Here is a 23,319-nt window from a genome sequence, read left to right as displayed (position 1 = left end):
CAAATTCACTATGCCACTACAGTTTCTGCCCTACCCGGATCCGACATGCCCGGTAGGCCGTAGTGGCTTATATTCGTATCATGAAGCGCAATAAGCTCTTCCTGTGATATATATGCCTCATTATCGGTTAACCAGTTCCTTGTTGGTGGAATCCAGTGTGTCAAACAGGGATGCAAATTCGGCATCCTGCGTCGCTTTTTTGTAGGCTTCGAAAGTAACCTTGTTGACAATTACAGCTGGCTCGCGGCCTCTGCGGGTGATTTCAACCTTTTCCCCGGCTTCAACATTGTTGAGCACTTCAGTAAGGTTGCTGCGTGCGGTACGGAAGTTGATGGATTGCATAAAAACCTCGTGTACTCGTTATGTGTATACAATCATGGGTTTTAATGACACGAAATACCACTTCTTTGCGCCTTAAATCACCGGGCAATCGTCAAATTTCCCCACTCCAGGCATCATTGATGATGTGAGTGATCACACCAAACACGGCATTACTGCCCATGCATCCATCGTCATCCTTTGGCAACCTTCCTCCTTCCAGGCTCTTAAATTCTTCAGGTGCTGACGCGGATACTTTCGGTATCTCTTTACGCTATAGCACATACAAGCAGTGAACTATCAACTGGTGCGAGTGTAGGGGCTCAATGCTAATGTCTATTTGAGGACTGCAGATGTTTTCCTCGGCTGGGTAAGTTGTTAACCCCAGAATTTGGGCCAAGTATTGTATGTGGCGAAGCTGGCACAGGAACAAAGGGATAACCGTCGTTTTAAAGCTCTTCCATCGGTGAATAGCCCCGATGTGACCCGGAACAAGTCTCAGCATTCACGGGATGAAAACGATTTGCTTGATGCGATGATAAAACTACAGAACGGCTCTGGGCAGAAGGTCTAAGAATACACGCCTTGCTCTAGTCGTGTTATTAACGCTATTACCGTTTGGATTCCTGATTCGCTCCCCATAAGTTCTTCAGGGGGTTGCCACCGTAACGCTCGGTTGGGTTCATGGCACCACTTTTGGGCCGCACTTTCGTTACCTTCAAACAATTGCGTAGCCAGTTGATGGACATCTTCTCTGTTCAAGGAACCAACTCCACTAATTAGTTATCGTTTTCTTAATCTGTTTAATAACTGGATATGCACTTCGCTACTCATTTTCGCAATGAGTAACAAGGCAATGTGTCAGATCTAATCACGACTAATTACAAATGAATCTGTATAACTCCTTGACAATAAAGGGTTAGATGAAAAAGAGAGAGTGAAATTGAATTTCACTCTCTCCATTCAGGCGCTGGACTGGTTAGTCTCATTAAAAATGATATAACCAACGCGTACCCCTGTATGCTAGTCGTTTACAACTATAATCACTGTATATCAAGGATGCAAGGTTGATAATAATATTCAGCAGAGGTTGCAGTGAAGTGTATGTCGCACGCTGCCAACCTGCATCAAGGAATGGAACCTGTTGAGTTGTTCAGCTATATCGACGTTGTTTGATTTACTTTCCATTGCCCTTGCATAAATACAATTGCAATAATTTTCTACTCGAATTAAAAGATCGGTTTTGGAGATGGAAAAGTAACTTTTATAAATTTTGAACTATCGATTTAAGCTTCTAAACCATCCATTAAACTATTGTCCTTACTTGTATCACTTTTTAACCAAAGTCTCCAGGGTTTTCTCAAAACCCCTGAGCCTGCTAACGAAAATTTTACTGCTTAAAAAAACGCAATACTGCAATCAGTATCTGCGATATGCCGAGAAACTTTCGCGAAAAAACGTCTTTGCGTGATTATATCTCTAATTGCTTAGGATGACTACGACATAGGGTCACTTTTTCCTTAAAAATGGCCCTATGTGCACCTCGCATAGGGTCACTTATTGATGAAAAGTGACCCTATGTAATCACGATATAGGGTCACTTTTTTTAAAAGTGGCACTATGTACAAAAATCATAGGATCATTTTTCTCGAAAAAGTGGCACTAGATATATGTATAACTTAAATGACAAAACAGTACCTATCAACTCACAATAATACCAATACCCATTGTCAAAAAAGTTACTTTTATGTAGCATTAGAAAACATCCTCATACGACTCTCCCATTCCCATCTGACGTGCTTTTCAAACTGTTAACTTCCAGCTGCACTCCAAGCATTCAAAATGCCTCAAAAAAACACAAAAAAAAGTCCCATTTGTGAAAAAAAACTGATAATCTCTTCGGTATGGTTATTTTAAACCGAGAGGTCGTATATCTAATTCGAAACTATTAAAGTCACCGGAGATATCACTCAGTTTGTTGTGTTCACAAATTTATGTGTTTCGGGAAGAAACTGAAGACATGATCACAATTTACTGGATCGTGTGGAAGGAAAGGAGTCATCAGGAGATAAATTTACCGTGACCAGGCAATACGGTGAAGAAGGAGTATCTGGGGGTGTATGTACCAAAAGTTGCATTATAATTGGTAATGCAAAGAAAGTTACAATTACATGGCATAAGTTTAGCACGTATAAAACGAGGTCACTGAGTTACATTTAAAAACTTGTTTTTGTAATGAAGAGCGAAAATATGCGAAAAACACATTTTGTGAACCATGCGTTCTGGGAATATTGGATGATTGCGGAGACGGACGGATTACTATAACTATTACGGCAAGAACGTTCTATTTTAACAGCACGAAATTAAGAGGCTTTGATGATGTAAGTACCGCTATTTCATTATTGTTTAGAACAGTTAATGTTGACGAGTGTGCCCCAATTTTCTCATCTGCTAAATTTTCTCCTGCACAGTTAAACTTCGGCAATCAGAATACTATACACTTTTACAAACATATTTTTGAAATGAACAGCTTGTTTACTCTGGCATATAAATTAAATTTTCTGGATTATTTGTCGGTTAGCGATTATAACGTATATGGTTTACAGTATTACTCGAAGTCTCAACATGTAAAGAGAACGCATAAAGAAAATACCTAACGTTTATTTTATTTACTGTTTTGATTATTTTGTCGAAAAAAATATAACAGAACTAAAGCGTGCGGATATATATATCTACGGGATTGTCCACCACACTGAACATCAAAAGAGAAAGCTGCCGGTTAAAGGAAAAACGCAAAGTGGGAATGCTGGCAAAAAACGCTACGCCAATCAGTGATGATGAAATGGCGGAAACAGACATCTGAACCTGGCTCTTGACAGATTGTGTAATGGTTCATGCTAATGTCACACGTGATAATACCCAGCCAGAAAGGCTGGGTATTTCCGATGACTACGGATACATATCAATGAACACTTCGCGCAGATAAGAGTATTCCTGCTTATTCTGACAATAGTATTCCACTCTCAGCGTGCTCTGATCCACGCCCTGCGGGGGCATATCACAGCCCGCCAGATCGTCTATGGAAATAACATCCGTCAGATAGCCCCGATTTATATCGGCATCTGTTACGGTATGGGGCTGATTTAATTTTAACAGCGGATTACTGTTTTCCATTTCCTGCGTCTGCTTATTCCACGCGTGCAGATACGCCGTGGCCATTATCTGATCTCCCGCCACCAGGTGTTTTTGCCCGCCGGATAACGGAATACGGTATTCCAGCCCCTGATAACCGATTTCATTGCGCCCGAGCAGGACATCATCTTCATCAATAACCGCGCCGTCTTTACAGACAAATTGCGGTGCCCGATAGGTTCGCTTCACCCCTTCCGGCACGGCAGGCTGCTCCTGCGGAATTTCGAATCTGATTTCCTGCAAACGGAGGTAATTTACGCCCTTGTGCAGATAAGCATTTTCAACAAGACAGGCATGGATGTAATAGGTCTTTCCGGTCTCAAAATTAGACTCGGTAAAATACAGGGCGATATCGGGCGCGCCACCACCGGCTTTAAGCGGGATCTGCGTTTTTCCCAGTAACATCAGTGGGGTGTAGTGGTTCTTTCTCTGCACCTCTTCGCCGGCAAACAGATACACGGCACCGCCCAGCAGATCGTGCTGTTTCACTGCCTCCCAGTTCGAAAGCAGCGGGAATGTTGCCAGACCATAGTTGTCGTCACCGGGGCGGGCCTGAGGGTTCTGCCCTTCCGTCACGCTGACGGAAGGGGCCGTCGCGGACTCCCAGGCACTGTTAATAAAAAAGTTCGCGGTGTTAATCATCGTCCCGACACCGTAAATCCCGGCGCTGAACGCGGTAAGCAGCGTGCGGTTTTCCCGGGGCTGCACATTAATGACGGCACTCCCCTGGTCGTCCAGCATGACGTAAAAATAATCCCCGCTGGTTCTGTCAGCCATGCAGGGCGCAATTTCACTGAACGACGCGTCACTGATAATGGCATCTTCGGTAATGCGGGTCACAAGGGGGTAAAAACAGGCCTGGGTGTTACTCAGTCCCGGCACGGTCAGCCGCCAGGTCATCGCGGGCCGTGAGGATAACGGTCGGGTGTCGTCATTGCTGTAATCAATTAACACCGGTGTATCGGCGACAAAAGTGACGTCAACATTGATATCGGCATCCCAGGCTACATTCCAGTTCACCGTTTCAGAGGCTACCGGAACTCCGGAATTATCAAGGCAGCAGGAAACCGTCCACGACAACAGATCGCCTTGCATCAGGCTGTCATCCACGGTCAGTAAACAGCCGCCATATAAGGTATTCCCTTCCTGCCACCAGGAAATCTCAGGAGGATAGAAATTCCCCCGGTTTAATGTAAAGGGACAGCCGGTTCCGGAAAAACTTTCACCCGCTTTCAGTTGATAGCGGAAAGTGGCATAGAGCGTCTGCCCAGGAAAGATATTGCTGTTGTTTTGCGGACTGACATGCAGTTGCCGGGAAGAATTGGCTTCGCGGATGCGCAGTGGGGACATCGCACACCATGCAAAACTTGTATATGCCCAGACTTCACGATTGGCAATTTCCTCTTCTGTAAAGGGCATCGTTACCTGATTATTTTTATCCACATCCATAATAGCTACCCCCTCTATGGAGGAGGCTACTTCACATTCCAGTTCCCCGCTAAAACAAAAACATACTTTACGATTACAACATATATTCCCGCCAGGAATTAATGTGACTGTATCAGTTAAATCACGGAAATCACCAGTACTATTGACAACCATGTCTACTGCGTCATATGTGCGTAAATCTAAATTATATGGAGTTTCAACGACAAGATCGGTACTGATATCACCAAGATAAAAGGTAAGAGTTATACTTTGTACATAAGGTACCATTGTTTTTTCTATCAGAGTTTCTGCGTTGTTCAGAGTAAGGAAGGGCAAAATACCAAATAAAAATTCTCCATTCTGATCTGTTTCTGTATTATAAAATCCATAACTATCCTGTTGTAATTTCTTTGCGTCACCCTCATAGGATATTTTGAGTGTTGGATAAGTATCAAGTGAGGACCAGTCATTTTTGGTGACTACATCAACATGATATTTGAAGGGGCTTTTTTTTATTGGATTGTTTTCAGCGTCAAAAATTTTAATTAGATAATAAATGTGGTTGTTCTTAAGATTACGTCCATCTGGTGAATAGAGGGTTGCGCAGACTGGACCTTTCCGTTGACTTATAGTCATAGTCAGCCCATCTCTCTCTATCTTTTTGTATGTAGTATTAATTATATTAAATGACATTATTTTATCCTATTTTTGTTTTATTCATTATTGATACATGGTAAGGAACTATAAAATAATAGTTCGTACTCCGTCTGTTCCTGCTTGCAGTTATAACACCAGTTAATGGCGTGGGTAATTAATAGCGCACCGTTATTAAAATGAGTACTTATAAATAAATTATATTTTTATAATAATGTCGAAGGGCGTTTTTTGTTTATCCAACAGTTGCTATAGATGATTTTACTATTCCGTGTCACTGAGTTCTCATTTTTCAGTCATGTCTGGCATCTTCAGGCATTTATCCCTGCAAATAAGAATATTGCTTCTTTTATTTATAAAATAAACCTGTAGTCCTTAAGTAAAATGCTATAGAAATAATGTACCAGATGGAGATGTTCATATAATTAAAGGATGAATAACATGAACAACGTATTCCGTGTTGTCCGTAACGAATCTACTGGCGTCTGGGGCGCGGTATCGGAGTTTGCAAAGAGTCGGGGAAAACGAACCGGACGTCGTGTGCAGGCTGGCTCTGCGATGACGCTGGTTGTTTTCGTGTTGACACTGAACTGTGTTACATCGTCGCTCGCCGCAACAGTGTCGATCCTGCCGGGAGAGAGTGTCTATCTGTCACAAATCTATGGCACAGGCGCAAATCAGACAACGCGTTTAGCTGATCTTATTTTTAATGGTACCAGCTCTTCACCGGCAACGCTTATTGTCGACCGCAATACAACTCTGGGGTCCGACAGTTGGTTGTTTAATGCCACCGGCAATGCCGTTAACTTAATTAGTCTGAGTGGAACTCGAAGAGCAGTGATTAAGCTGCTGGACGGTATTGATATGACAATAAGCAACTCCACGGGGGGAGCTGTTTATAATTCCGGCACTGCTTCGGGAATTGTGTATGAGCTCGGCAATGGCAGTCAGCTCCGTTTTGTCGATAACCGTGCCAATAATGGCTATCGTGGCCTTATCATCTCAAATTCAGATGTGCTTTTCCGTGGTGCGAACGGTACTGTTGTTTTTGACAATAACAGCGCCTACTCCTATGACCCCGCGATAGATACCACTAACGCCAACATTATATTTGAAGGCAACGTCACGCTGACCAATAATGTCAATCACGCTATTGCCGGCGGCGTCATTCGGTTACATGACTCGGGAAATTTGATTTTCAGTGGTACAGATGCCTCCATTATTATCGGTAATAACAGTGCAATAAGTTCGGGTGGCGGATTATTTTCTGACGGAAGTGTGCAGTTGTATGGTAATGCCGATATCTATGGCAATCGGGCTGTCAGGGATACAGCAGGCGCTATCGTTGCACAGACCGGACTGGTGATGGAAACGAACGGTATCGATGGCATGAAAGTCCATGGAAACTATTCTAATAGCCAGTATGCAGGCGCTATTCTTATCGGCAACAGCGCGAATTTTACCGGCACGAGTCTGCTACATGCGGAAAATAGCGATATTCAGTTCTATGAAAATTTCACCGGGGTCGGAAATCTCTTAACGCCCAATATGACATATGCGGTTGCTAATGCTATTAACATTCGCCAGCCGAATGGCGTGTTGAATATCGCTGCGGAATCTGGGCGTCAGATTCTGTTTCGTGATCCGATAACCAGTTTCAACTCCACTGGCGTGGCAATAAATGTCATTGTTGGAATTAATACCACCAACGGCAGTGATGCTACCGATGGGAAAGTGACTTTTAGTGGCGAAGATTTCACGCCTGGTTCTCAAAATACGCAATCGCGTATTTATGCCAATACCACCGTTTATGGTGGTGTACTGGAACTAAAAGACAATGCTCAGTATGGCATAAACACCAGCAGCACGCGGTTTACATTGCGGGACGGCGCCACTTTATTGTCAACCAGTACGGCGGCGAATACCGTGAATGTGCTTTCATCTGGCACCATGAATTTCGCCGATGGTTCGCTGATTAAGAGCAATGGCGACAGCAAATTGAATCTGAATGCCGGTAGTCGGCTGATTGGTACTGCAGCAGGTGACACGGTAGCGATTGAAACCGACGGAGCCGATAAACTGACACTCGGCGGAGTCCTGTCCGGCCCTGGCAAACTGGAAAAGATCGGCACGGGAACCTTATCTACGGCTAACGCCAATCAGTTCCTCAACACAGGTGGATTCAATGTCAAAGAAGGAACACTGAGCGCGCAGAACATGGCGCAGAGTTTCAGTTCGCTGGATATCCAGCATGACGCGTTAATGACGATGGGCAACAGCGGCGAAAACCTGTCGATCACCGATCGCGCCATGATTGCCGGTTCGCTGGAAAACGTCCAGACGCTGAACAAATCAGGCAGTGGTGAACTGCAGATTGCTAATTCCGTAAGCGCTAACCGGTTGGATATGTCTGGCGGTACGCTGAAAGTTGATGCCGGTGAAACGCTGACAGTTTCTGCTGACGCAAATTTTGGCAGCGGTGTAACTGCGCAGGTTGATATTGCCAGTGACCCGTCACTAAGTGCCGATACTCTCCAGCTTACCGGGAACAATACGCTGGATATCTCCGGCTATGCCCCTGTTTCTGATGAGAATCAGTATACCCTTATCCGCACCCGGAACGGGATCAGCGGTGATTTCAGCTATACCGTCGCAGGACAGGCTTTGCAGGATTATGTCGATATAGATCATTTTCTGATCGGATGGGCGAAGAAAGATAACGACAGCAAAAATGTTATTGCGCAGTTTGGTCTGGTCTGGTTAAACACCGAAGATTCCAGTGCTCATGGTACGTTCAACATAATGGACAATCATAGCTTTACCCTGGGGGACGCACTGCAAGATAACCTGAACTCCACCGCGTATGGCTTCGGCTGGGACGGTAAAAGCCTCAGCAAAACCGGCGGCGGTACGCTGATATTCTCTGCTATCAATGGTTATTCCGGCAGCACTACCATCAATGAAGGCACACTGCGGACCGATATCGCTGACACGCTGAACAGCAGCAGCGATATTATCGTCAATGGTGGCCTACTCGATCTGAACGGCAACAACCAGCAGGCTAACCGCCTGAGCGGCAGCGGTGGCATTCTGATGCTCAACGGTGCATCGCTAACCGCCATTAACGCTACAGACAGCGACGATACGCGTTTTGACGGCGACATCATCGATGGCAATGTGGCTGGCGGCCGCTTCATCAAGAATGGTGATGGCAGCCTGACGCTGGCGGGACAGACGGCCTGGACCGCAGACACTGAACTGAACGCGGGTGAGCTTGCCCTTGATGGCTCCAACGGTGGCGCGCAACTGACCAGCAATATTATAGGTGACAGTGGTAGCCGTCTGAGTCTGCAAAACGGCGCACAACTGATCGGGTGGATCGACCCGACCGATGTCGATATTGATGCTGCCAGTAGCTGGAACATGACAGCTACTTCGCAGGTCAACGATCTGAGCAGTGCCGGGACAATCGCGATTTCCGCACCGACCGATAATGATTTCAAAACCCTGACCGTGGAAGGTAACTACACTGGCAGCGACGGCCTGATTGTGATGAATACGGAACTGGGGGACGACGATTCTAAAACCGACAAACTCATTGTTCACGGCGACACGGTCGGTAACACCCGCCTTGCAGTGAATCATGTCGGCGGTACCGGAGCGCAGACCATTAATGGTATTGAACTGGTCCATGTCGATGGCAATTCTTCCGCTAACTTCGCCCTAACCAACGGCACCGTGGAAGCTGGTGCTTATGTCTATACGTTGGCGAAAGGCACTGACAGTGCGGCGCAAAACTGGTATCTCACCAGTAAGTGGAAAGGTCCCGTTTTACCTGTTCGACCCGTTCTACCCGTTGTACCGGAGGCTCCGGTCAAACCACCTGTAGTGGATCCGACGGCACCAGATGCGCTACGTCCGGAAGCGGGTAGTTATATCAGCAATATTGCAACCGCCAACACGCTGTTTAACCACCGTCTGCACGATCGTCTTGGTGAACCGCACTACACCGACGCGCTAAAAGAGGACGGACTGGCAGCAAGCATGTGGATGCGCCAGGTCGGCGGTCATGAACGCTCTGTTGTCGGTGACGGTCAGTTGAAAACGCAGAGCAATCGTTATGTGCTGCAACTGGGTGGCGATATCACACAGTGGAGTACCGACGGCACCGACCGCTGGCATTTGGGTGTGATGGGAGGTTATGCAAACGCGCGCAGCAATACCCGCAGCGACCGCGCCGGGTACGGCTCTGACGGACGTATCAACGGTTACAGCGCCGGGCTGTACGGCACCTGGAACCAGAATGAGGCGGATAAAACCGGGGCGTATGTCGATAGCTGGATATTGTACAACTGGTTTGATAACAGTGTGGCAGCGGATAATCGTGCCAGCGACAGTTCCAGTTCGAAAGGACTGACTACCTCACTGGAAGCGGGTTATACCCTGAAGGCCGGGGAGCTTTCCGGCAGTCGGAGCACGCTGAACACCTGGTATATCCAGCCGCAGGCACAGGTTACCTGGATGGGCGTGAAGGACAATGCGCACAACCGAAACGATGGGACCCGTATTGAAACTCAGGGCGATGGTAACATCCAGACGCGTCTGGGTGTGAGAACGTACCTAAACAGTCATCACAAAATGGATGACGGTAAGCAGCGTGAGTTCCAGCCATTCGTGGAAGTAAACTGGATCCACAATACCGAAACCTTTGGCGTGAAGATGGATGGCGTAAGCATCAGTCGTGACGGCGTGCGTAATCTGGGCGAAATCCGTACCGGGGTGGAGGGCAAAGTGAATGCTAATCTGAGCATCTGGGGCAACGTGGGCGTGCAGGCAGGTGACAAAGGCTATAGTGACACTCAGGGAATGCTGGGGATTAAGTATAGTTGGCGCTAACATTGCCTGATGCGCTACGCTTATCAGGCCTACATATAAATGCAATATATTGAATTTGCGCGATTTTGTAGTCAGGATAAGGCGTTTACGCCGCATCCGGCATGAACAAAACGCACTTTGGCAGAAAACGGGGAAGCGCTAATCAAAATTCAGTTTGTCGCGGGCGCGACGAAGCCGTTGCTCGCCACGGCGATCGTATTTTTGCGTTGTTGTGACACTGGCATGGCCCATCGCATCTTTTACCGTGATTAAGTCTTCGCCGTTTTCAAGCAACGCAGTAGCAAACGTTCTTCTCAAATCGTGAGGGGCGCATTTTTCAATTCCTGCCTCTCGCTGCCTCACCTGCAATATGTGATAAACCGCCTGGTCAGTGAGTCTTGCGCAGGTCACATCATCAAAACGGCGGATGCGCGTAAACAACGGTCCCGGTGCATCTCCCCTTACCTGTTCAATCCAGGTCTGTAATCTTACCCATGTCCCTTCCGGCATATAAGCCAGCCGTTCTTTATTCCCTTTTCCTAAGACACGCAATGCGCGTTCATAAGTGACAATGTCACTTAAATCAAGCCCTACCGCCTCGGAACGACGCAATCCACAGCCTAATAACACCCCCAACATCGCGGCGTCTCTCGGACCACGACAGCTACGATCGGTTTCGCAGACCTGAAATAACTGCCGGATCTCCGCTCGATGCAACGCGCGTCCTCGCTGAAGTTTACTACCGCGAAAATTACGTACTGCAAGAATGTGCTGGAAGCTTTCAACATCCATCAGCTTCAACATCCAGGCCTCTTTCGCTACGCCTTTAAGTGCAGACAAATAGGTATTGATTGTCGCCGTCGCCCGACCCGTATCCCGTAGCAATTCAGCCACCGCCATGATGTGGTGGCGACGTAAACTTCCCCACGGGCAAGTTTCTGCATTGGCGGCTCCGAGCATTCTGGCAACTATTCCCAAAAAAGATGCCATGGTTTGTCGGCTGCGCGGTGAGTTAAGAGAGAGCAAGTATGCCCTTGCCGGATTAAGAGAATTACCACTTTCTACAGATGTTGGCCATAACTCGATCTCTGAGGGAACGAGTGGTTGAAAATGATTCATCTCAGGATCAATGTCGGACAGATGGGTCATAGAGGACCTCACAACAGCGAAAAACGTCAGATGCGCTACGTAAAAAGTTAACCATAGTGTGCCACACAAACACTATTCGGAAAATCTACTTTTTCAAAGGTACATTTTAATAAGTAGAGTCGATTATGATTCCCCATACCCGGAACATATCCCATTCCATAGACGCTGTGGCGAAACAGCCAAATCCAGATGCCATCAGGAAGAAGCATAAAGTCGCTCATACAAGATGTTATTACGATAAAAGTAATAGCAGTTTATTTTTTAGGCTGAATTAATTCTCGAAGCTGATGGTTTTATAACCAATAAATGACAGCACTTATCTGTATAAAAATAATAATATCTCTTTGCCGATTATGTTTATTAAGCCTATTTCAATTAAACAATTAAGGAATTTATTATGCCAAAAGTTACTGGTGTTCGGGTGAATTACTATGATTTCGATATGAAAAAAGATATGACTAATGGGTCTTTCCCAAAAACATTATTCCCTGGGGCAACATTTCAGATGATGGTTGATAATGATGTTGTCTATAATAATACGGTAGACTGGAGTGTTTCTACCAATGCAGGAGACAACACAGTTACTGTAAATCAGGACGGCGTAGTGTCATTTTCAAAAGATATTGATGAAAATTGCATTGGTAAAACATTTGTCATTTTTGCCACTAATAAGGTTACAGACAAATATATTTCAGCATATGTAATTAAACCTCTTCGCTTCTTTAAACCACATGTCGAAACCTGGGATGGATTCTGCAGCGCATGGAAGTGGGTTGTGGATGAAAAAGGCACTTTCCCTGCCCGCCGCGATATCAACAATGTCCCTTACGATGAACTGGAAATCGAATCATATCATGATATAAAACGTGAAGTAAATTCTGGGCTTTTTCAGGAATGGGGATTTTTATTATTTAGTGGGTGGACTAATCCTTTACATGGTGCAATTGGTAATCATGAATCAGCAATTTTTTCGGAAGAAAATAACGAAATATATATCTCGGAAGTACGCTCCCATAACTCAAGAGATCTCTGGGATGATTCGATGGATCTATATGCACAGGCTGTGGCGTTTTACGGACAATCTATTGTTTCATGATATTTTTATACGCGTAATTATCAATATTATTCCCGTGTCGTAACAATATAGTGAGAGAATTTATGAAGATGCAAGACTCATCATTCAGTGTTAATTTTGTCAGAATTATAGAAAAAAATCACCGCAAGGCATTAAGTATTATCTGGCATGGCAAAGTGCAGAATTTGACAGTGCATCACATGACAGAAATATTTATGATAAGATTGTATGTTATCAAGTCTATGATGCAATAACAGATACATGTCTTATAAATAAGATAAAAAAAAGATACACTAACCGTAGATATTACATCATACGTAAAACCTGGAAGAAAGTTCATAATGAAAATCGTCATTCAGAATACGGCGGGAGAGTATGAAGCATATCCACAAGAAAGCCCTGCACTGCCTGTTTGATGTAGCCCCCAGAAACACCGGACAGTAGCTGTATCTCCAGATAAGAGATAGGCTTGAATATATGTCTAACACTAACGCCAATTTTGAGATGACCGGGATCCTGTTAGGGCAAGAAGTCCGTAAACGTAAAACTCCTCAGGAGAAAATCGCCATTATCCAGCAGACGATGGAGCCGGGTATGAATGTCTCCCATGTCGCCCGCCTGCATGGTATCCAGCCCAGCCTGCTGTTTAAATGGAAGAAGCAATATCAGGAAGGCAGCCTCACCGCCGTTGCGGCCGGAGAGGAAGTCGTTCCTGCTTCTGAGCTTACAGCTGCTCTGAAGCAGGTCCGGGAGCTTCAGCGCCTTCTGGGCAAGAAGACGATGGAAGTTGAGATCCTGAAAGAAGCGGTGGAGTACGGCCAGTCGCGAAAATGGATAGCGCACGCGCCCTTGTTGCCAAAGGACGGGGAATAGCCCTGGTCAGCCGCACCATGGGCGTGTCGCGTGCGCAGCTGTCACTGCGAGTTAACCGTTCTGCCGACTGGCAGGACAGGCGCTGTAACCGGCGTAATGACGAAGCAGACGCTGAAATACTGACGGATATCCTCGATATCATCAGCGATATGCCGAGTTATGGTTATCGACGCGTGTGGGGCATCCTGCGCAAGCAACGTCGCACTGAGGGAGAGCCACCGATGAACGCCAAACGGCTTTACAGGATAATGAGCGAGCATAACCTGTTGTTGTTGCATGACAAACCAGAGCGACCGAAGCGTGAACACAAGGGAAAAATCGCGGTGGCAGAAAGCGATATGCGCTGGTGTTCAGACGGCTTCGAGTTCGGCTGCGACAACGGTGAAAAACTGCGGGTGACGTTCGCGCTGGACTGCTGCGACAGAGAGGCCATAGACTGGGCAGCGAGCACGGGAGGCTACGACAGTTCGACCGTACAGGATGTGATGCTGAGGTCGGTGGAAAAGCGCTTCGGCGACAGGTTGCCGGACACACCAGTGCAGTGGTTGACGGATAACGGTTCAGCGTATACTGCGCATGAAACGCGGAGGTTCGCCAGAGAGCTGAATCTTGAGCCCTGTACAACAGCGGTGAGCAGTCCGCAGAGTAATGGCATGGCCGAACGGTTCGTGAAGACGATGAAAGAAGACTATATCGCGTTCATGCCAAAACCGGATGTGAGAACAGCCCTGCAAAACCTTGCAGCAGCGTTCACGCATTACAATGAAAACCACCCGCACAGCGCGCTGGGATATTACTCTCCGAGGGAATACCGGCGGCAGCGGGCATCGTTAACTTAAGATACAAAAGCGGTCCGGAGATAGCGGGTCAAGATCACCCTGCACTGCCTGTTTTCGTTCAGGATGTACAATATGCACCATCACATAATCTTACTCATCCTAAATACCCTCTGTGGATTAACGAAATGTCCACTTCAGAGCAAGAAAAGTTAAAAAATGCTGATTTTTTCAAGCAATGGTTATTAACGACGACGACACTTTACCCTAACCTGAGGAAATGCTACATTCCTGATTTTTTTTCAAAGCTGAAAAACATCTCTTTATGGGACTTAAAGTGGCGAAATGATAATTTTTTCCTTTTTCATGGCGATGAGGAGGGGCGTCCAATTGCAGAAATAAAACAACAATCTCTTACTCCTCCAGTAATTGAGAACAATATTATTATTTGTGGGAAACCCCATAGTCAATGCATTGAATATACGACGTATTCATTCGGCATGGGTACTGTTTGTGCAGTACAGGATAGTACTATTGATGTTGTCGATAAAGGTCCAAGAAATAGGTATATCTATATGATAGATGACCCCTGCGGGGTAGATGTAGATAAAACAATAGGATACACTAACGATAAGTATAATCTTGAAGTGGATTTTTTAGGTAGGGTGGATATCCGGTATATAATTGGGGTATTTACTATGAAAATTCATACTGAAAGCGTAGAATTTACTGATTTCACATATATGAATCCTGAGAAATTCCCTGAGCCCCCGGAAGGAAAATGCCATATTATTCTTTCGATTCAGGATTATGCTAATACTAACCTTATTGTTTATAGTAATGGCGTTAATATCAATGAAGGTAAGCGGTCTTATCTCACTGTGGATATCGATAAAATGTGTACTTTTGTCGTTGAATCAGAAAATACTCACAGGATTCTTATTAATGGTAAAACAATGAGCGACTCTGGCGCCAGAACTTATAATTTAAAACCAGCAGACCATCTTATTAATGGCGTGGTTGTTTTTGAATACTCGACTGCTATGAGCATTTGGTAGTAAAAATAATTAAAATGTAGAACGACACTTGCTGAACCTATTAAGTAAGCTATTAATAAATAGCCGGAACATAATATATGTCCGGCTATCATTCTGTTTTGAGTGTTTTCTGTTCAGAAAAATGTGTTACAGGGTGCTCGTGCGAGAAACGTCGAAATTTTAAACCGCCGTGGTGGCACAGAATATGTAAAATAGTCGAATGGTAACTCACCATCACGCTGCCTGGTTTCAGGCATTATATAGTGAGGAGAACTACCGGACATCATGGGGCTCACGACTCTCCTTACGCTCCAACGGCTTTCGTTGAAAGCCAGCCACCGACAGAAGGGATAACAGGCGTTCTGGCTTACCTTTGTTAATGGCGCACAACAAATAGAACACATGAATGAAAAATAAAAGTTGCATAACTATAATGAATATGCGTTAATAGCATCGTTGGTTTGCAAGACAGACCTTATGAAAGCAGTTTTAGTAAAGCAGTCTCAGTTCAGTGTTATCTTCCGATTACCCTTCTTCGTGAGTCTCCTCCTTTAGTGCCTTAGTAAGTCAAAATCTTTATACAGATCACATTCTTGCCGCGTTGTGTGGCTCACAAATTTAGAAGGTAATATTTATGTCTAACAAAATGACTGGTTTAGTAAAATGGTTTAACGCAGATAAAGGTTTTGGATTTATCACCCCTGCTGATGGCAGCAAAGACGTGTTCGTACACTTTTCTGCGATCCAGAGCAACGATTTCCGCACCTTAGATGAAGGTCAGAAAGTTGAGTTCTCGATCGAGAATGGGGCCAAAGGTCCGGCCGCCGCGAATGTTATCGCGTTGAGCTAACTATCCTGATAATCAGCATATCTGCGATAACGAAGACGGCATAAGCCCGAGTAGACAGAGTTGCAGGAATAATCAGATTAAAAAACAACCCGCCATAATGGCGGGTTGTTTTTTAATATCTATGCCGTCTAAAGTATTTAACGGGTAAATTTATCTGCGTCTGAACCTATATATCAGAAGAGATACATGACGTTATCTGAGTAAATTACCTTACCCTATTGGTTAAAATGACTGCTAATCATGCAGTTAGATAGATAAATTTAAACATAAGTCATCACCAATATCACAGATTTATAATAAAAATCATTTCTATGATATCTGATCATTTTAAAATAACCCACTCCATATCAATATATAACTTGCAAATAACAACAACTCTTCTTTAATTGCATTAATATTCATGGTGTTAAAGTGCTCTGGAATGAAGTATTCAAGTCATTATCATTGCAGCTGCTTTTAAGATTGTCAGTTAATGAAAATCTTGATCGCAGAAAAGTGATAAAGCGTTGTGACTAAATTCTGGCAAATAACGCCGTGAATTTACTTCATGTCCAGAGAAAATGAATTAACACTTTATTCCACTACCTGAAAAAACAGGTAGTTCATCAGCAATCTGATATTGTTTTGGGTTGCAAATTTCTATTTGAAAAGAGGTTATTATGCAAAATACAGATGACACGTTTAGCTGGGATTCTAATAATCAGCAAACTTTTCGTTCTGCCGGAGAAACTACGTTGAAGGGACCTGCAGAAACATTTAATAAAATGCAAGGGTGCGGACTTGATGTTTACGGTGTAACTATGGATGGTACTCAATCAGGCCCTCTTATTCTTATTCCGGATAGTATAAAATCCAACCAGATTAACTGGGCTGTACAATCTGCGGCACCTAAAGATTCCAGTTTCAAATTTTTTGAAAAAGCTGATTTCCGTATTTCAGGCAATAGGAAATTAAAAAATAAAAGGTTAATTGACTCCTCTCTATATTACCCTGAATACAAAATTGCTTTCAGCTTGTACGACGACAGTCGTGTTACACTGGAAGAACTACAGGGTGTTTTTCTCGGAATGTCATCGTTAGAGACAGCGACATCCACAGATTTTACGGGTTTGCAGAATTCGAAATTTTCCATTTTGGCTGATAGCATTGGTTTATTTTATAAAGCAACGCTATCAGGGTATAGCACTCTTGATGTACATGCCTATGCGATTTCAGCACCTAATCGTGCTGGTATTGAACCTGAGGGATTGCGTTTTAATAATTATTCCTCACTCTTACTAAATGTTAGGTCGGATCAACATCTTGAATCAGAATTAAAACTTTCGAATAGTTTATCTTTTCATGATTCATCTTATGGTAATATTTTCACAATGTCTATCCATAATGACATCCCAGACAACAACACAGGTGATTTCGTTGCGATAAATGCTTTTGATAACTCGACAGTGGATATTCATACAGCTCAATTTTTACAAGGGTATGGGAAAGGTAAGATTATTCAATTGTCAGGTAATGCAAAGGTAACAATTAATCCATTGATTGATATCGTCCCTATTAACCCTGTGAAGGAAGTGATTAACCCAACAGGTAAGTGCTGGCCCGGCATGTTCAATTTTAAATCAGGGTCAGGAGCAGTGCTAAGATTAAACGCACATTCAATTGGAACCCAGTATGATGTTAATGCGCTATATCTTTTGAATCTTGTTTACATAGATGGAAAACCTATTGATAACAGGAATAAATTGAGTGTTGATTTTGATTCTGGTGGATTGACTATACAGTTGAGATGATTACCCGTTTCAAAAATAAATTTCTGTTTATGAAAATTTATTCTGCGGAGTAATTAACTGCATGCGACAGGATTATTAACAGTGCTGTCGCATTTTTTGTCCACTAAGTTGCCCGTTTGTATCAGGTTGAGACTTGAGTCTAATCTTTTTTATTCAATTTGTAATATTAATTAACACAATACTGATTCAATCTAATATTGTTTACTATTTGTAAAAAATTATCCCTGATAATATCATTTATTTGCGGGTTCCAGGCAATTCCTATATTCCATTTGGTATAATTACCCTCTGGCCTAATAAGTGATACGCCCTTAGGTAAAAAATAGTTGGTTCCCGCGGGTAGTAAAGCCACACCGTTCCCTGTAGCAACCAAAGCTAGTAAAGTATGGATATCGTTTGCAGCAGAAGATGGTTTACCTTTGTAATTGTTTTCTTTCAGAAATTTTTCTGTTTGTTCAACCAATCCCCGACCTCTGTCTGGGGTCATTTGCAACAGTTGATATTGGTTCAGTATTGATTGAATCTTTTGCGACTTAAGTGTAAATCCCGCTGGAATAGCCAAAACCAGACTTTCTGTAAACAGTGGGCTGAAGTTAAGTTTATCTGTTAACGGTTCTCGGGTAAATCCAGCCAGAAGCTTCCCGTCCAGTAACATACGGCATTGCACATCTGAAGGAACATCATCAAGTAATACCTCAACGTCAGGGTATTGTTCCCGAAAGAGGCTTACACATCTGGGAGCTAACTGAAACGAGGATATCCCAAATCCAAGAGTCAGCTTACCTGAACTTCCTTTTTGCAAATTTTGTGCATATTCTGAAAACTCTTCATAATGTTTCAACAATTTCTGAGCCCGGGAAAGAAGCTGTTTTCCTGGTTCTGTCAGTTTTGCTCCCTGACGGCCCCGTTGAAAAAGGGCAATCCCCGTTATTTTTTCCAAAGACTGTATTTTCTTTGTTAGTGCTGGCTGAGTGATGTACATGGCCTCAGCTGCATCATGATAGCTCCCTAATCTGGCAAGTGTTACAAAGGCACGTAGCAGCTTCATATCCATTCCCGTTGCTTATCAATTTTTGAAAAAAAGGAATTGTACATACTATACCTGTATGGTTTATATTGTTATACAAGGTTTTTATCTGAGAATAAAAATCTATTATTTTTATATTTGATGAACATCCTTTTATTTTTAATCTTCTGGCATAGCCCTGTACAGATAGTTTCAGGGTGTTTCATTTATGTCTGAATGAATTATTAACATTTAAAATTATTTAATAAGGATATAAAGATGCCAAATATTGCTGTTCTGACAAATGATTTACAATATGAATTTACTTATAAAATAACAAATGACCCGCAAGAACTTGATAAAAAGCTGAAAGCATTTAATAAATTTCTTGATGGTGTAAGAAACCAGGGGCAAGCCGTTATACATCTGCAACTTATTCATGATCCTGATGACCCAGCTGTTCAGCGTCGATATCGAAACCGCGCGGCTGGAATACCAGCAATAGCGGGCACACCAAGCAATCAAATCATTAATACCGTTTACCATCCATCAGATTTTATTGTGGTAAAAGGCAGGGATAGTGGCTTCTTTGAAACTCAATTAGATCAAAAACTCCAGGAGCTTGGAGTCAAAACAGTTATTGTCACCGGATTACAAACTCACGTATGTGTCCAGACGACAGCAGCAGACGCCTTCTTCCGTGGTTATAACGTCTGGGTTCCTGATGACTGCGTTTTTGCCCCCTCATCAGATGATACCGACAGAGCGCTTCAATGGCTTGCTGGATATTGTGCAACCGTCGCCCCGTCCACTGAAATACTGTCGTTACTGGAGAAAACTGGTGATTTACCTGAACGTGGTGAAAGGACAACAGCATGAAAATGACTGAAGCAACGCCCGATAACGAACTTGGCGAGAATTTATTTGCGCCATTGAATGAAACAATAATATTGGATCATGGTACAGGTGCAAAATTAAGCAGAGAGCTGGTTGAGCGTATCTCAGAAACATTGGAAGAAACTTATCTGGGAGAGATGGAGGATAGCGCCTTGTTGGATCTACCAACGAATAAAATTGCTTTCACTACCGACTCTTTCGTTGTAACTCCTCTTATCTTTGGCAACGGCGATATTGGTAAGATTGCCGTGTGTGGCACAGTTAATGATCTGGCGGTAAGTGGAGCCCGCCCGCTTTATCTCACGCTGAGTCTGATCATTGAAGACGGGATGCCTGTCTCAGATTTATTAAAAATTATCGCATCCGTTCGTGAAACAGCGCGTTTAGCCGGTGTGAAAATTGTTGCCGGTGATACCAAGGTTGTTGGAAAAGGCGAGGCTGACCAGCTTTTTATCAATACTGCCGGAATAGGCGTGCTGGAGCGGCCTCCTGTTTCGATAACTCATGTCAGGCCGGGTCAGAAAATAATCCTGAGTGGCTATATCGGGAATCACTCTATTCATCTTTTATCGATTCGGGAAGGTTTGGGGTTTGAACGTAATATATTAAGTGACTGTGCACCGCTGAATCATATGATTGAAAACATTTTGCTTAATACTCCTACAGGAAAAATAGCTTCCATGCGGGACGTTACTCGTGGTGGTCTTTCTGCAGTATTGCACGAATATGCCAGAGCCACTTCATGCCCTATTGTTTTTAATAAAGATGCGTTGCCTGTCCAGCCTGAGGCAGCTATGGCTGCTGATATGTTAGGTGTGGATGTCATTAATCTGGCCAATGAGGGATGTCTTTGCCTGTTTGTTGAGCCAGATGTGGCAGAGCATGTTCTGGAATTACTCCGCGTTCATCCTTTTGGTAAAAAGGCAGCGATTATTGGAGAGGTTAAATCAGGCTCGCAGCCGGAAGTCTGCATGGTCGAATCTGACGGAACGCATACTATTATTGAGGAACTTTACGGTGCAGAACTACCAAGACTCTGTTGATTCTGAAAAAAAAGACACCTGCCGGTTTCGAGTTTGCGGCATTGTCCAGGGAGTAGGATTCAGACCTTTTGTTCATCGATTAGCCAGAACGCATGGTGCAACCGGTTGGGTTCTTAATGATTCCGAAGGTGTTTTGCTTGAACTGCAGGCATCTTCACAGACCATAAATAACATAATTGATGAACTGATCTCTCAGCCACCGCCTCTGGCACGGATCACTGATATATATAAGGTCGAACTGGAAAAACCAGCGCCGTATTATTCAGGCTTTGATATCAGAAAAAGCAATAATTTATCCAATATGGATACAATTGTTCCCCCTGATTCAAATGTATGTAAAGACTGTCTGAGGGAAATGAACGATCCGTCCAATCATCGTTATCGTTATGCCTTTATAAATTGTACCAATTGTGGTCCGCGTTATTCTATTATCTGTGGAATGCCTTATGATCGTGCACAAACGACCATGCAATCTTTTATAATGTGTCCACAATGTAATAAGGAATATCATGATATTGAAGATCGCCGTTATCATGCGCAACCCAATGCGTGTCCTGTTTGCGGACCACAACTGCAGTTAACTGATAAAGATGGCGTATCAATCTCAGTCAGTGACATTATACGTTTTACCATCGACAGGCTAAAAGAAGGCGCTATTGTTGCCATTAAGAGTCTTGGCGGCTTTCATCTGGTCGTTGATGCATCCAATGTCGATGCTGTGCGAGAGTTACGTCGCCGTAAACGACGTGATGCTAAACCGTTCGCTGTTATGGTTGCAGACAGTGAAAGCGCGGCCAGGTGGGCAGTTGTGACCCCTGACGATATCTCTTTACTTGAGAGCGGGCCTCGCCCTATCGTTCTTTTGCGCAAACGCTCTCAGACGTTGCCAGAAGTGGTGGCCCCCAAAAACCCCAATTTGGGTGTAATGTTGCCTTCTACGCCTGTACAACATATGTTACTTGCTGATCCTGAACTCCCGGCCGTTATAATGACCAGCGGAAATATTTCCGGACAGCCTATTGTCATTGATAATAATGATGCAATAGAACAACTAGGGAAAATTGCAGACTACTTTGTACTTAATAATCGCGATATTCGTACAAGAGTAGATGACTCCGTTGTTCGCGTTATTAAGCGAAAAAACACCCCCGATTCACAAATATCATTTTTGCGTCGCTCACGAGGTTATGCTCCCTACCCTGTTCACCTTCCTTATTCCGTTGGAAATGTTGTGGCGTTTGGTGCCGAACTGAAAACCACAATAAGTATTGGGAAAGGTAAAGAAGTGTTTATCAGTCAACATATTGGGGATTTAAAAAATGATACAACATTTAAATCTCATCTCGACTGTATAAAACATCTGCAAGGGTTACTGTCCATAAAAAAAGCCGATATTCTGGTCTGTGATTTACACCCGGCCTTTCGTTCAACTCGCAGTGCCCTCGAAAATGCAGAGATCAAAGTCATTCAGGTCCAACATCACCATGCGCATATGGCCGCATGTATGGCGGAAAATGGTCTTTCAGGTAAAACCATTGGCGTGATTTTCGATGGTACAGGGTATGGTTCTGACGGAACAATATGGGGCGGAGAATTTTTATTTGGTAACGTCGAAAGTGTAGAGCGTGTTGCTCATTTACGCCCAATGTTATTAGCAGGAGGAGATAAAGCGGTTAAAGAACCTATTAGAATGGCAATATCATTGCTGGTTGAAACATATGGTGAAAATGTTGAGAGTTATATCAACTTACCAGCTATTCTTGATTTATCTGAAAATCGCCGTGAAGTATTCACCAGGATGGTAACAAGGAAAATTAACACAACGATTACTACCAGTATGGGGCGCCTTTTCGATGGTGTTTCAGCACTTATTGGAATTTGTTCAGAGATTGAGTATGAAGCACAGGCCGCCATTGAAATGGAAGCGCTTCTAAAAAAAGATTTTCATATGATTGAACCATTTACCTATATAATCGATGAAATTCACAATGGTGATATAAGTGTTGATTATCGTCCGTTAGTGAAAGAATTAGTTCAGTCCATACTAGTCAATAACATCAACCAGGAAGATCTTAGCCGACGTTTTCACTCAACCATTGTGCATATTATAGCAACAATGTGCTCTCTCCTCTCTGAACGTTATGGAACTGACCAGATTGTATTGAGCGGAGGCGTTTTTTGTAATGAATTCTTGCTGGTTAACACTCTTGATGAACTTGAATCAAGAGGTTTTAAACCATATTGCCATAAGCTGGTACCTGGTAATGATGGATGCATATCGCTGGGACAGGTCGTCGTAGCAGCGAACGGTATGAAGATATAGATATAGATATTTATTATCATTGAAGGAGAATAG

The 23,319-nt window shown here is 43.8% G+C and carries 14 protein-coding genes and 1 pseudogene; 10 read left to right on the top strand and 5 right to left on the bottom strand.

All coding sequences use genetic code 11. The features are described from left to right. Positions 1-120: 120 nt before the first annotated feature. Positions 121-342, bottom strand: a complete 222-nt coding sequence (locus D9734_RS21105; RefSeq protein ID WP_130210301.1) for a type II toxin-antitoxin system prevent-host-death family antitoxin — start codon at positions 340-342, stop codon at positions 121-123. Positions 343-888: 546 nt separating this feature from the next. Then, positions 889-1,044 (bottom strand): MbcA/ParS/Xre antitoxin family protein, encoded by a 156-nt coding sequence (locus D9734_RS21095; protein ID WP_240726364.1) that lies wholly within the window; start codon positions 1,042-1,044, stop codon positions 889-891. A gap of 2,017 nt (positions 1,045-3,061) precedes the next feature. Here D9734_RS21095 and D9734_RS23390 point away from each other — a divergent pair. Further along, positions 3,062-3,181 (top strand): annotated as a pseudogene (locus tag D9734_RS23390) (AAA family ATPase); the annotation flags it as partial. 86 nt (positions 3,182-3,267) lie between these two features. Here the strand turns inward: D9734_RS23390 and D9734_RS21090 are convergent. Further along, positions 3,268-5,574 (bottom strand): hypothetical protein, encoded by a 2,307-nt coding sequence (locus D9734_RS21090; RefSeq protein ID WP_130210299.1) that lies wholly within the window; start codon positions 5,572-5,574, stop codon positions 3,268-3,270. Between the two features lie 459 nt (positions 5,575-6,033). On the opposite strand from D9734_RS21090, the gene D9734_RS21085 reads away from it, so the two are divergent. After that, positions 6,034-10,488, top strand: coding sequence for an autotransporter outer membrane beta-barrel domain-containing protein (locus tag D9734_RS21085; protein WP_165383302.1), 4,455 nt, complete (start codon positions 6,034-6,036; stop codon positions 10,486-10,488). A gap of 138 nt (positions 10,489-10,626) precedes the next feature. On the opposite strand, the gene D9734_RS21080 is transcribed toward D9734_RS21085, so the two are convergent. Continuing rightward, positions 10,627-11,616: a tyrosine-type recombinase/integrase gene (locus D9734_RS21080; RefSeq protein WP_130210295.1), complete on the bottom strand. Its 990-nt coding sequence runs from the start codon at positions 11,614-11,616 to the stop codon at positions 10,627-10,629. 397 nt (positions 11,617-12,013) lie between these two features. On the opposite strand from D9734_RS21080, the gene D9734_RS21075 reads away from it, so the two are divergent. The 5 genes from D9734_RS21075 (at position 12,014) to D9734_RS21055 (ending at position 18,017) form a co-directional block, all read left to right on the top strand. Continuing rightward, a complete protein-coding gene (locus D9734_RS21075) occupies positions 12,014-12,712 on the top strand; it encodes a hypothetical protein (protein WP_130210293.1) in 699 nt (232 codons plus the stop codon). A 483-nt stretch (positions 12,713-13,195) separates the two neighbouring features. After that, positions 13,196-14,403 (top strand): IS3 family transposase gene (locus tag D9734_RS21070; protein ID WP_130210307.1). Its coding sequence is split into 2 segments (ribosomal slippage): positions 13,196-13,517 and positions 13,517-14,403, totalling 1,209 coding nucleotides; the frame shifts between segments, so codons are not numbered across the junction. A 125-nt stretch (positions 14,404-14,528) separates the two neighbouring features. Next, entirely contained in the window at positions 14,529-15,398 is an 870-nt protein-coding gene (locus D9734_RS21065) for a hypothetical protein (protein ID WP_130210291.1), read from the top strand. Positions 15,399-16,011: 613 nt separating this feature from the next. Then, positions 16,012-16,227: a cold shock protein CspG gene (cspG, locus tag D9734_RS21060; protein WP_130210289.1), complete on the top strand. Its 216-nt coding sequence runs from the start codon at positions 16,012-16,014 to the stop codon at positions 16,225-16,227. 659 nt (positions 16,228-16,886) lie between these two features. Beyond that, positions 16,887-18,017, top strand: a complete 1,131-nt coding sequence (locus D9734_RS21055; RefSeq protein ID WP_130210287.1) for a hypothetical protein — start codon at positions 16,887-16,889, stop codon at positions 18,015-18,017. A gap of 166 nt (positions 18,018-18,183) precedes the next feature. Here the strand turns inward: D9734_RS21055 and D9734_RS21050 are convergent, their stop codons facing one another. Beyond that, complete coding sequence (locus D9734_RS21050; protein ID WP_240730457.1) at positions 18,184-19,065, bottom strand: LysR family transcriptional regulator; 882 nt, start codon at positions 19,063-19,065, stop codon at positions 18,184-18,186. Positions 19,066-19,302: 237 nt separating this feature from the next. On the opposite strand from D9734_RS21050, the gene D9734_RS21045 reads away from it, so the two are divergent. The 3 genes from D9734_RS21045 to hypF are packed head-to-tail and all read left to right on the top strand — an operon-like array spanning position 19,303 to position 23,286. Beyond that, positions 19,303-19,902, top strand: a complete 600-nt coding sequence (locus D9734_RS21045; protein ID WP_130210283.1) for a cysteine hydrolase — start codon at positions 19,303-19,305, stop codon at positions 19,900-19,902. Further along, positions 19,899-20,963, top strand: a complete 1,065-nt coding sequence (gene hypE, locus D9734_RS21040) for a hydrogenase expression/formation protein HypE (RefSeq protein WP_240725571.1) — start codon at positions 19,899-19,901, stop codon at positions 20,961-20,963. The genes D9734_RS21045 and hypE overlap by 4 nt, the downstream gene beginning before the upstream one ends. Continuing rightward, entirely contained in the window at positions 20,938-23,286 is a 2,349-nt protein-coding gene (gene hypF, locus D9734_RS21035) for a carbamoyltransferase HypF (RefSeq protein ID WP_130210281.1), read from the top strand. The genes hypE and hypF overlap by 26 nt, the downstream gene beginning before the upstream one ends. The last annotated feature ends 33 nt before the right edge of the window (positions 23,287-23,319 follow it).

The sequence above is a fragment of the Escherichia sp. E14S1 genome (assembly GCF_004211995.1).
GTDB lineage: Bacteria > Pseudomonadota > Gammaproteobacteria > Enterobacterales > Enterobacteriaceae > Escherichia.
This window is presented reverse-complemented; position numbering and strand designations above follow the sequence as displayed.

Coding starts and splice junctions, on each gene's coding strand:
- D9734_RS21105 (WP_130210301.1), bottom strand. CDS start 342: ATGCAATCCATCAACTTCCGTACCGCACGCAGCAACCTTACTGAAGTG.
- D9734_RS21090 (WP_130210299.1), bottom strand. CDS start 5,574: ATGACTATAAGTCAACGGAAAGGTCCAGTCTGCGCAACCCTCTATTCA.
- D9734_RS21085 (WP_165383302.1), top strand. CDS start 6,034: ATGAACAACGTATTCCGTGTTGTCCGTAACGAATCTACTGGCGTCTGG.
- D9734_RS21080 (WP_130210295.1), bottom strand. CDS start 11,616: ATGACCCATCTGTCCGACATTGATCCTGAGATGAATCATTTTCAACCA.
- D9734_RS21075 (WP_130210293.1), top strand. CDS start 12,014: ATGCCAAAAGTTACTGGTGTTCGGGTGAATTACTATGATTTCGATATG.
- D9734_RS21065 (WP_130210291.1), top strand. CDS start 14,529: ATGTCCACTTCAGAGCAAGAAAAGTTAAAAAATGCTGATTTTTTCAAG.
- cspG (WP_130210289.1), top strand. CDS start 16,012: ATGTCTAACAAAATGACTGGTTTAGTAAAATGGTTTAACGCAGATAAA.
- D9734_RS21055 (WP_130210287.1), top strand. CDS start 16,887: ATGCAAAATACAGATGACACGTTTAGCTGGGATTCTAATAATCAGCAA.
- D9734_RS21050 (WP_240730457.1), bottom strand. CDS start 19,065: ATGAAGCTGCTACGTGCCTTTGTAACACTTGCCAGATTAGGGAGCTAT.
- D9734_RS21045 (WP_130210283.1), top strand. CDS start 19,303: ATGCCAAATATTGCTGTTCTGACAAATGATTTACAATATGAATTTACT.
- hypE (WP_240725571.1), top strand. CDS start 19,899: ATGAAAATGACTGAAGCAACGCCCGATAACGAACTTGGCGAGAATTTA.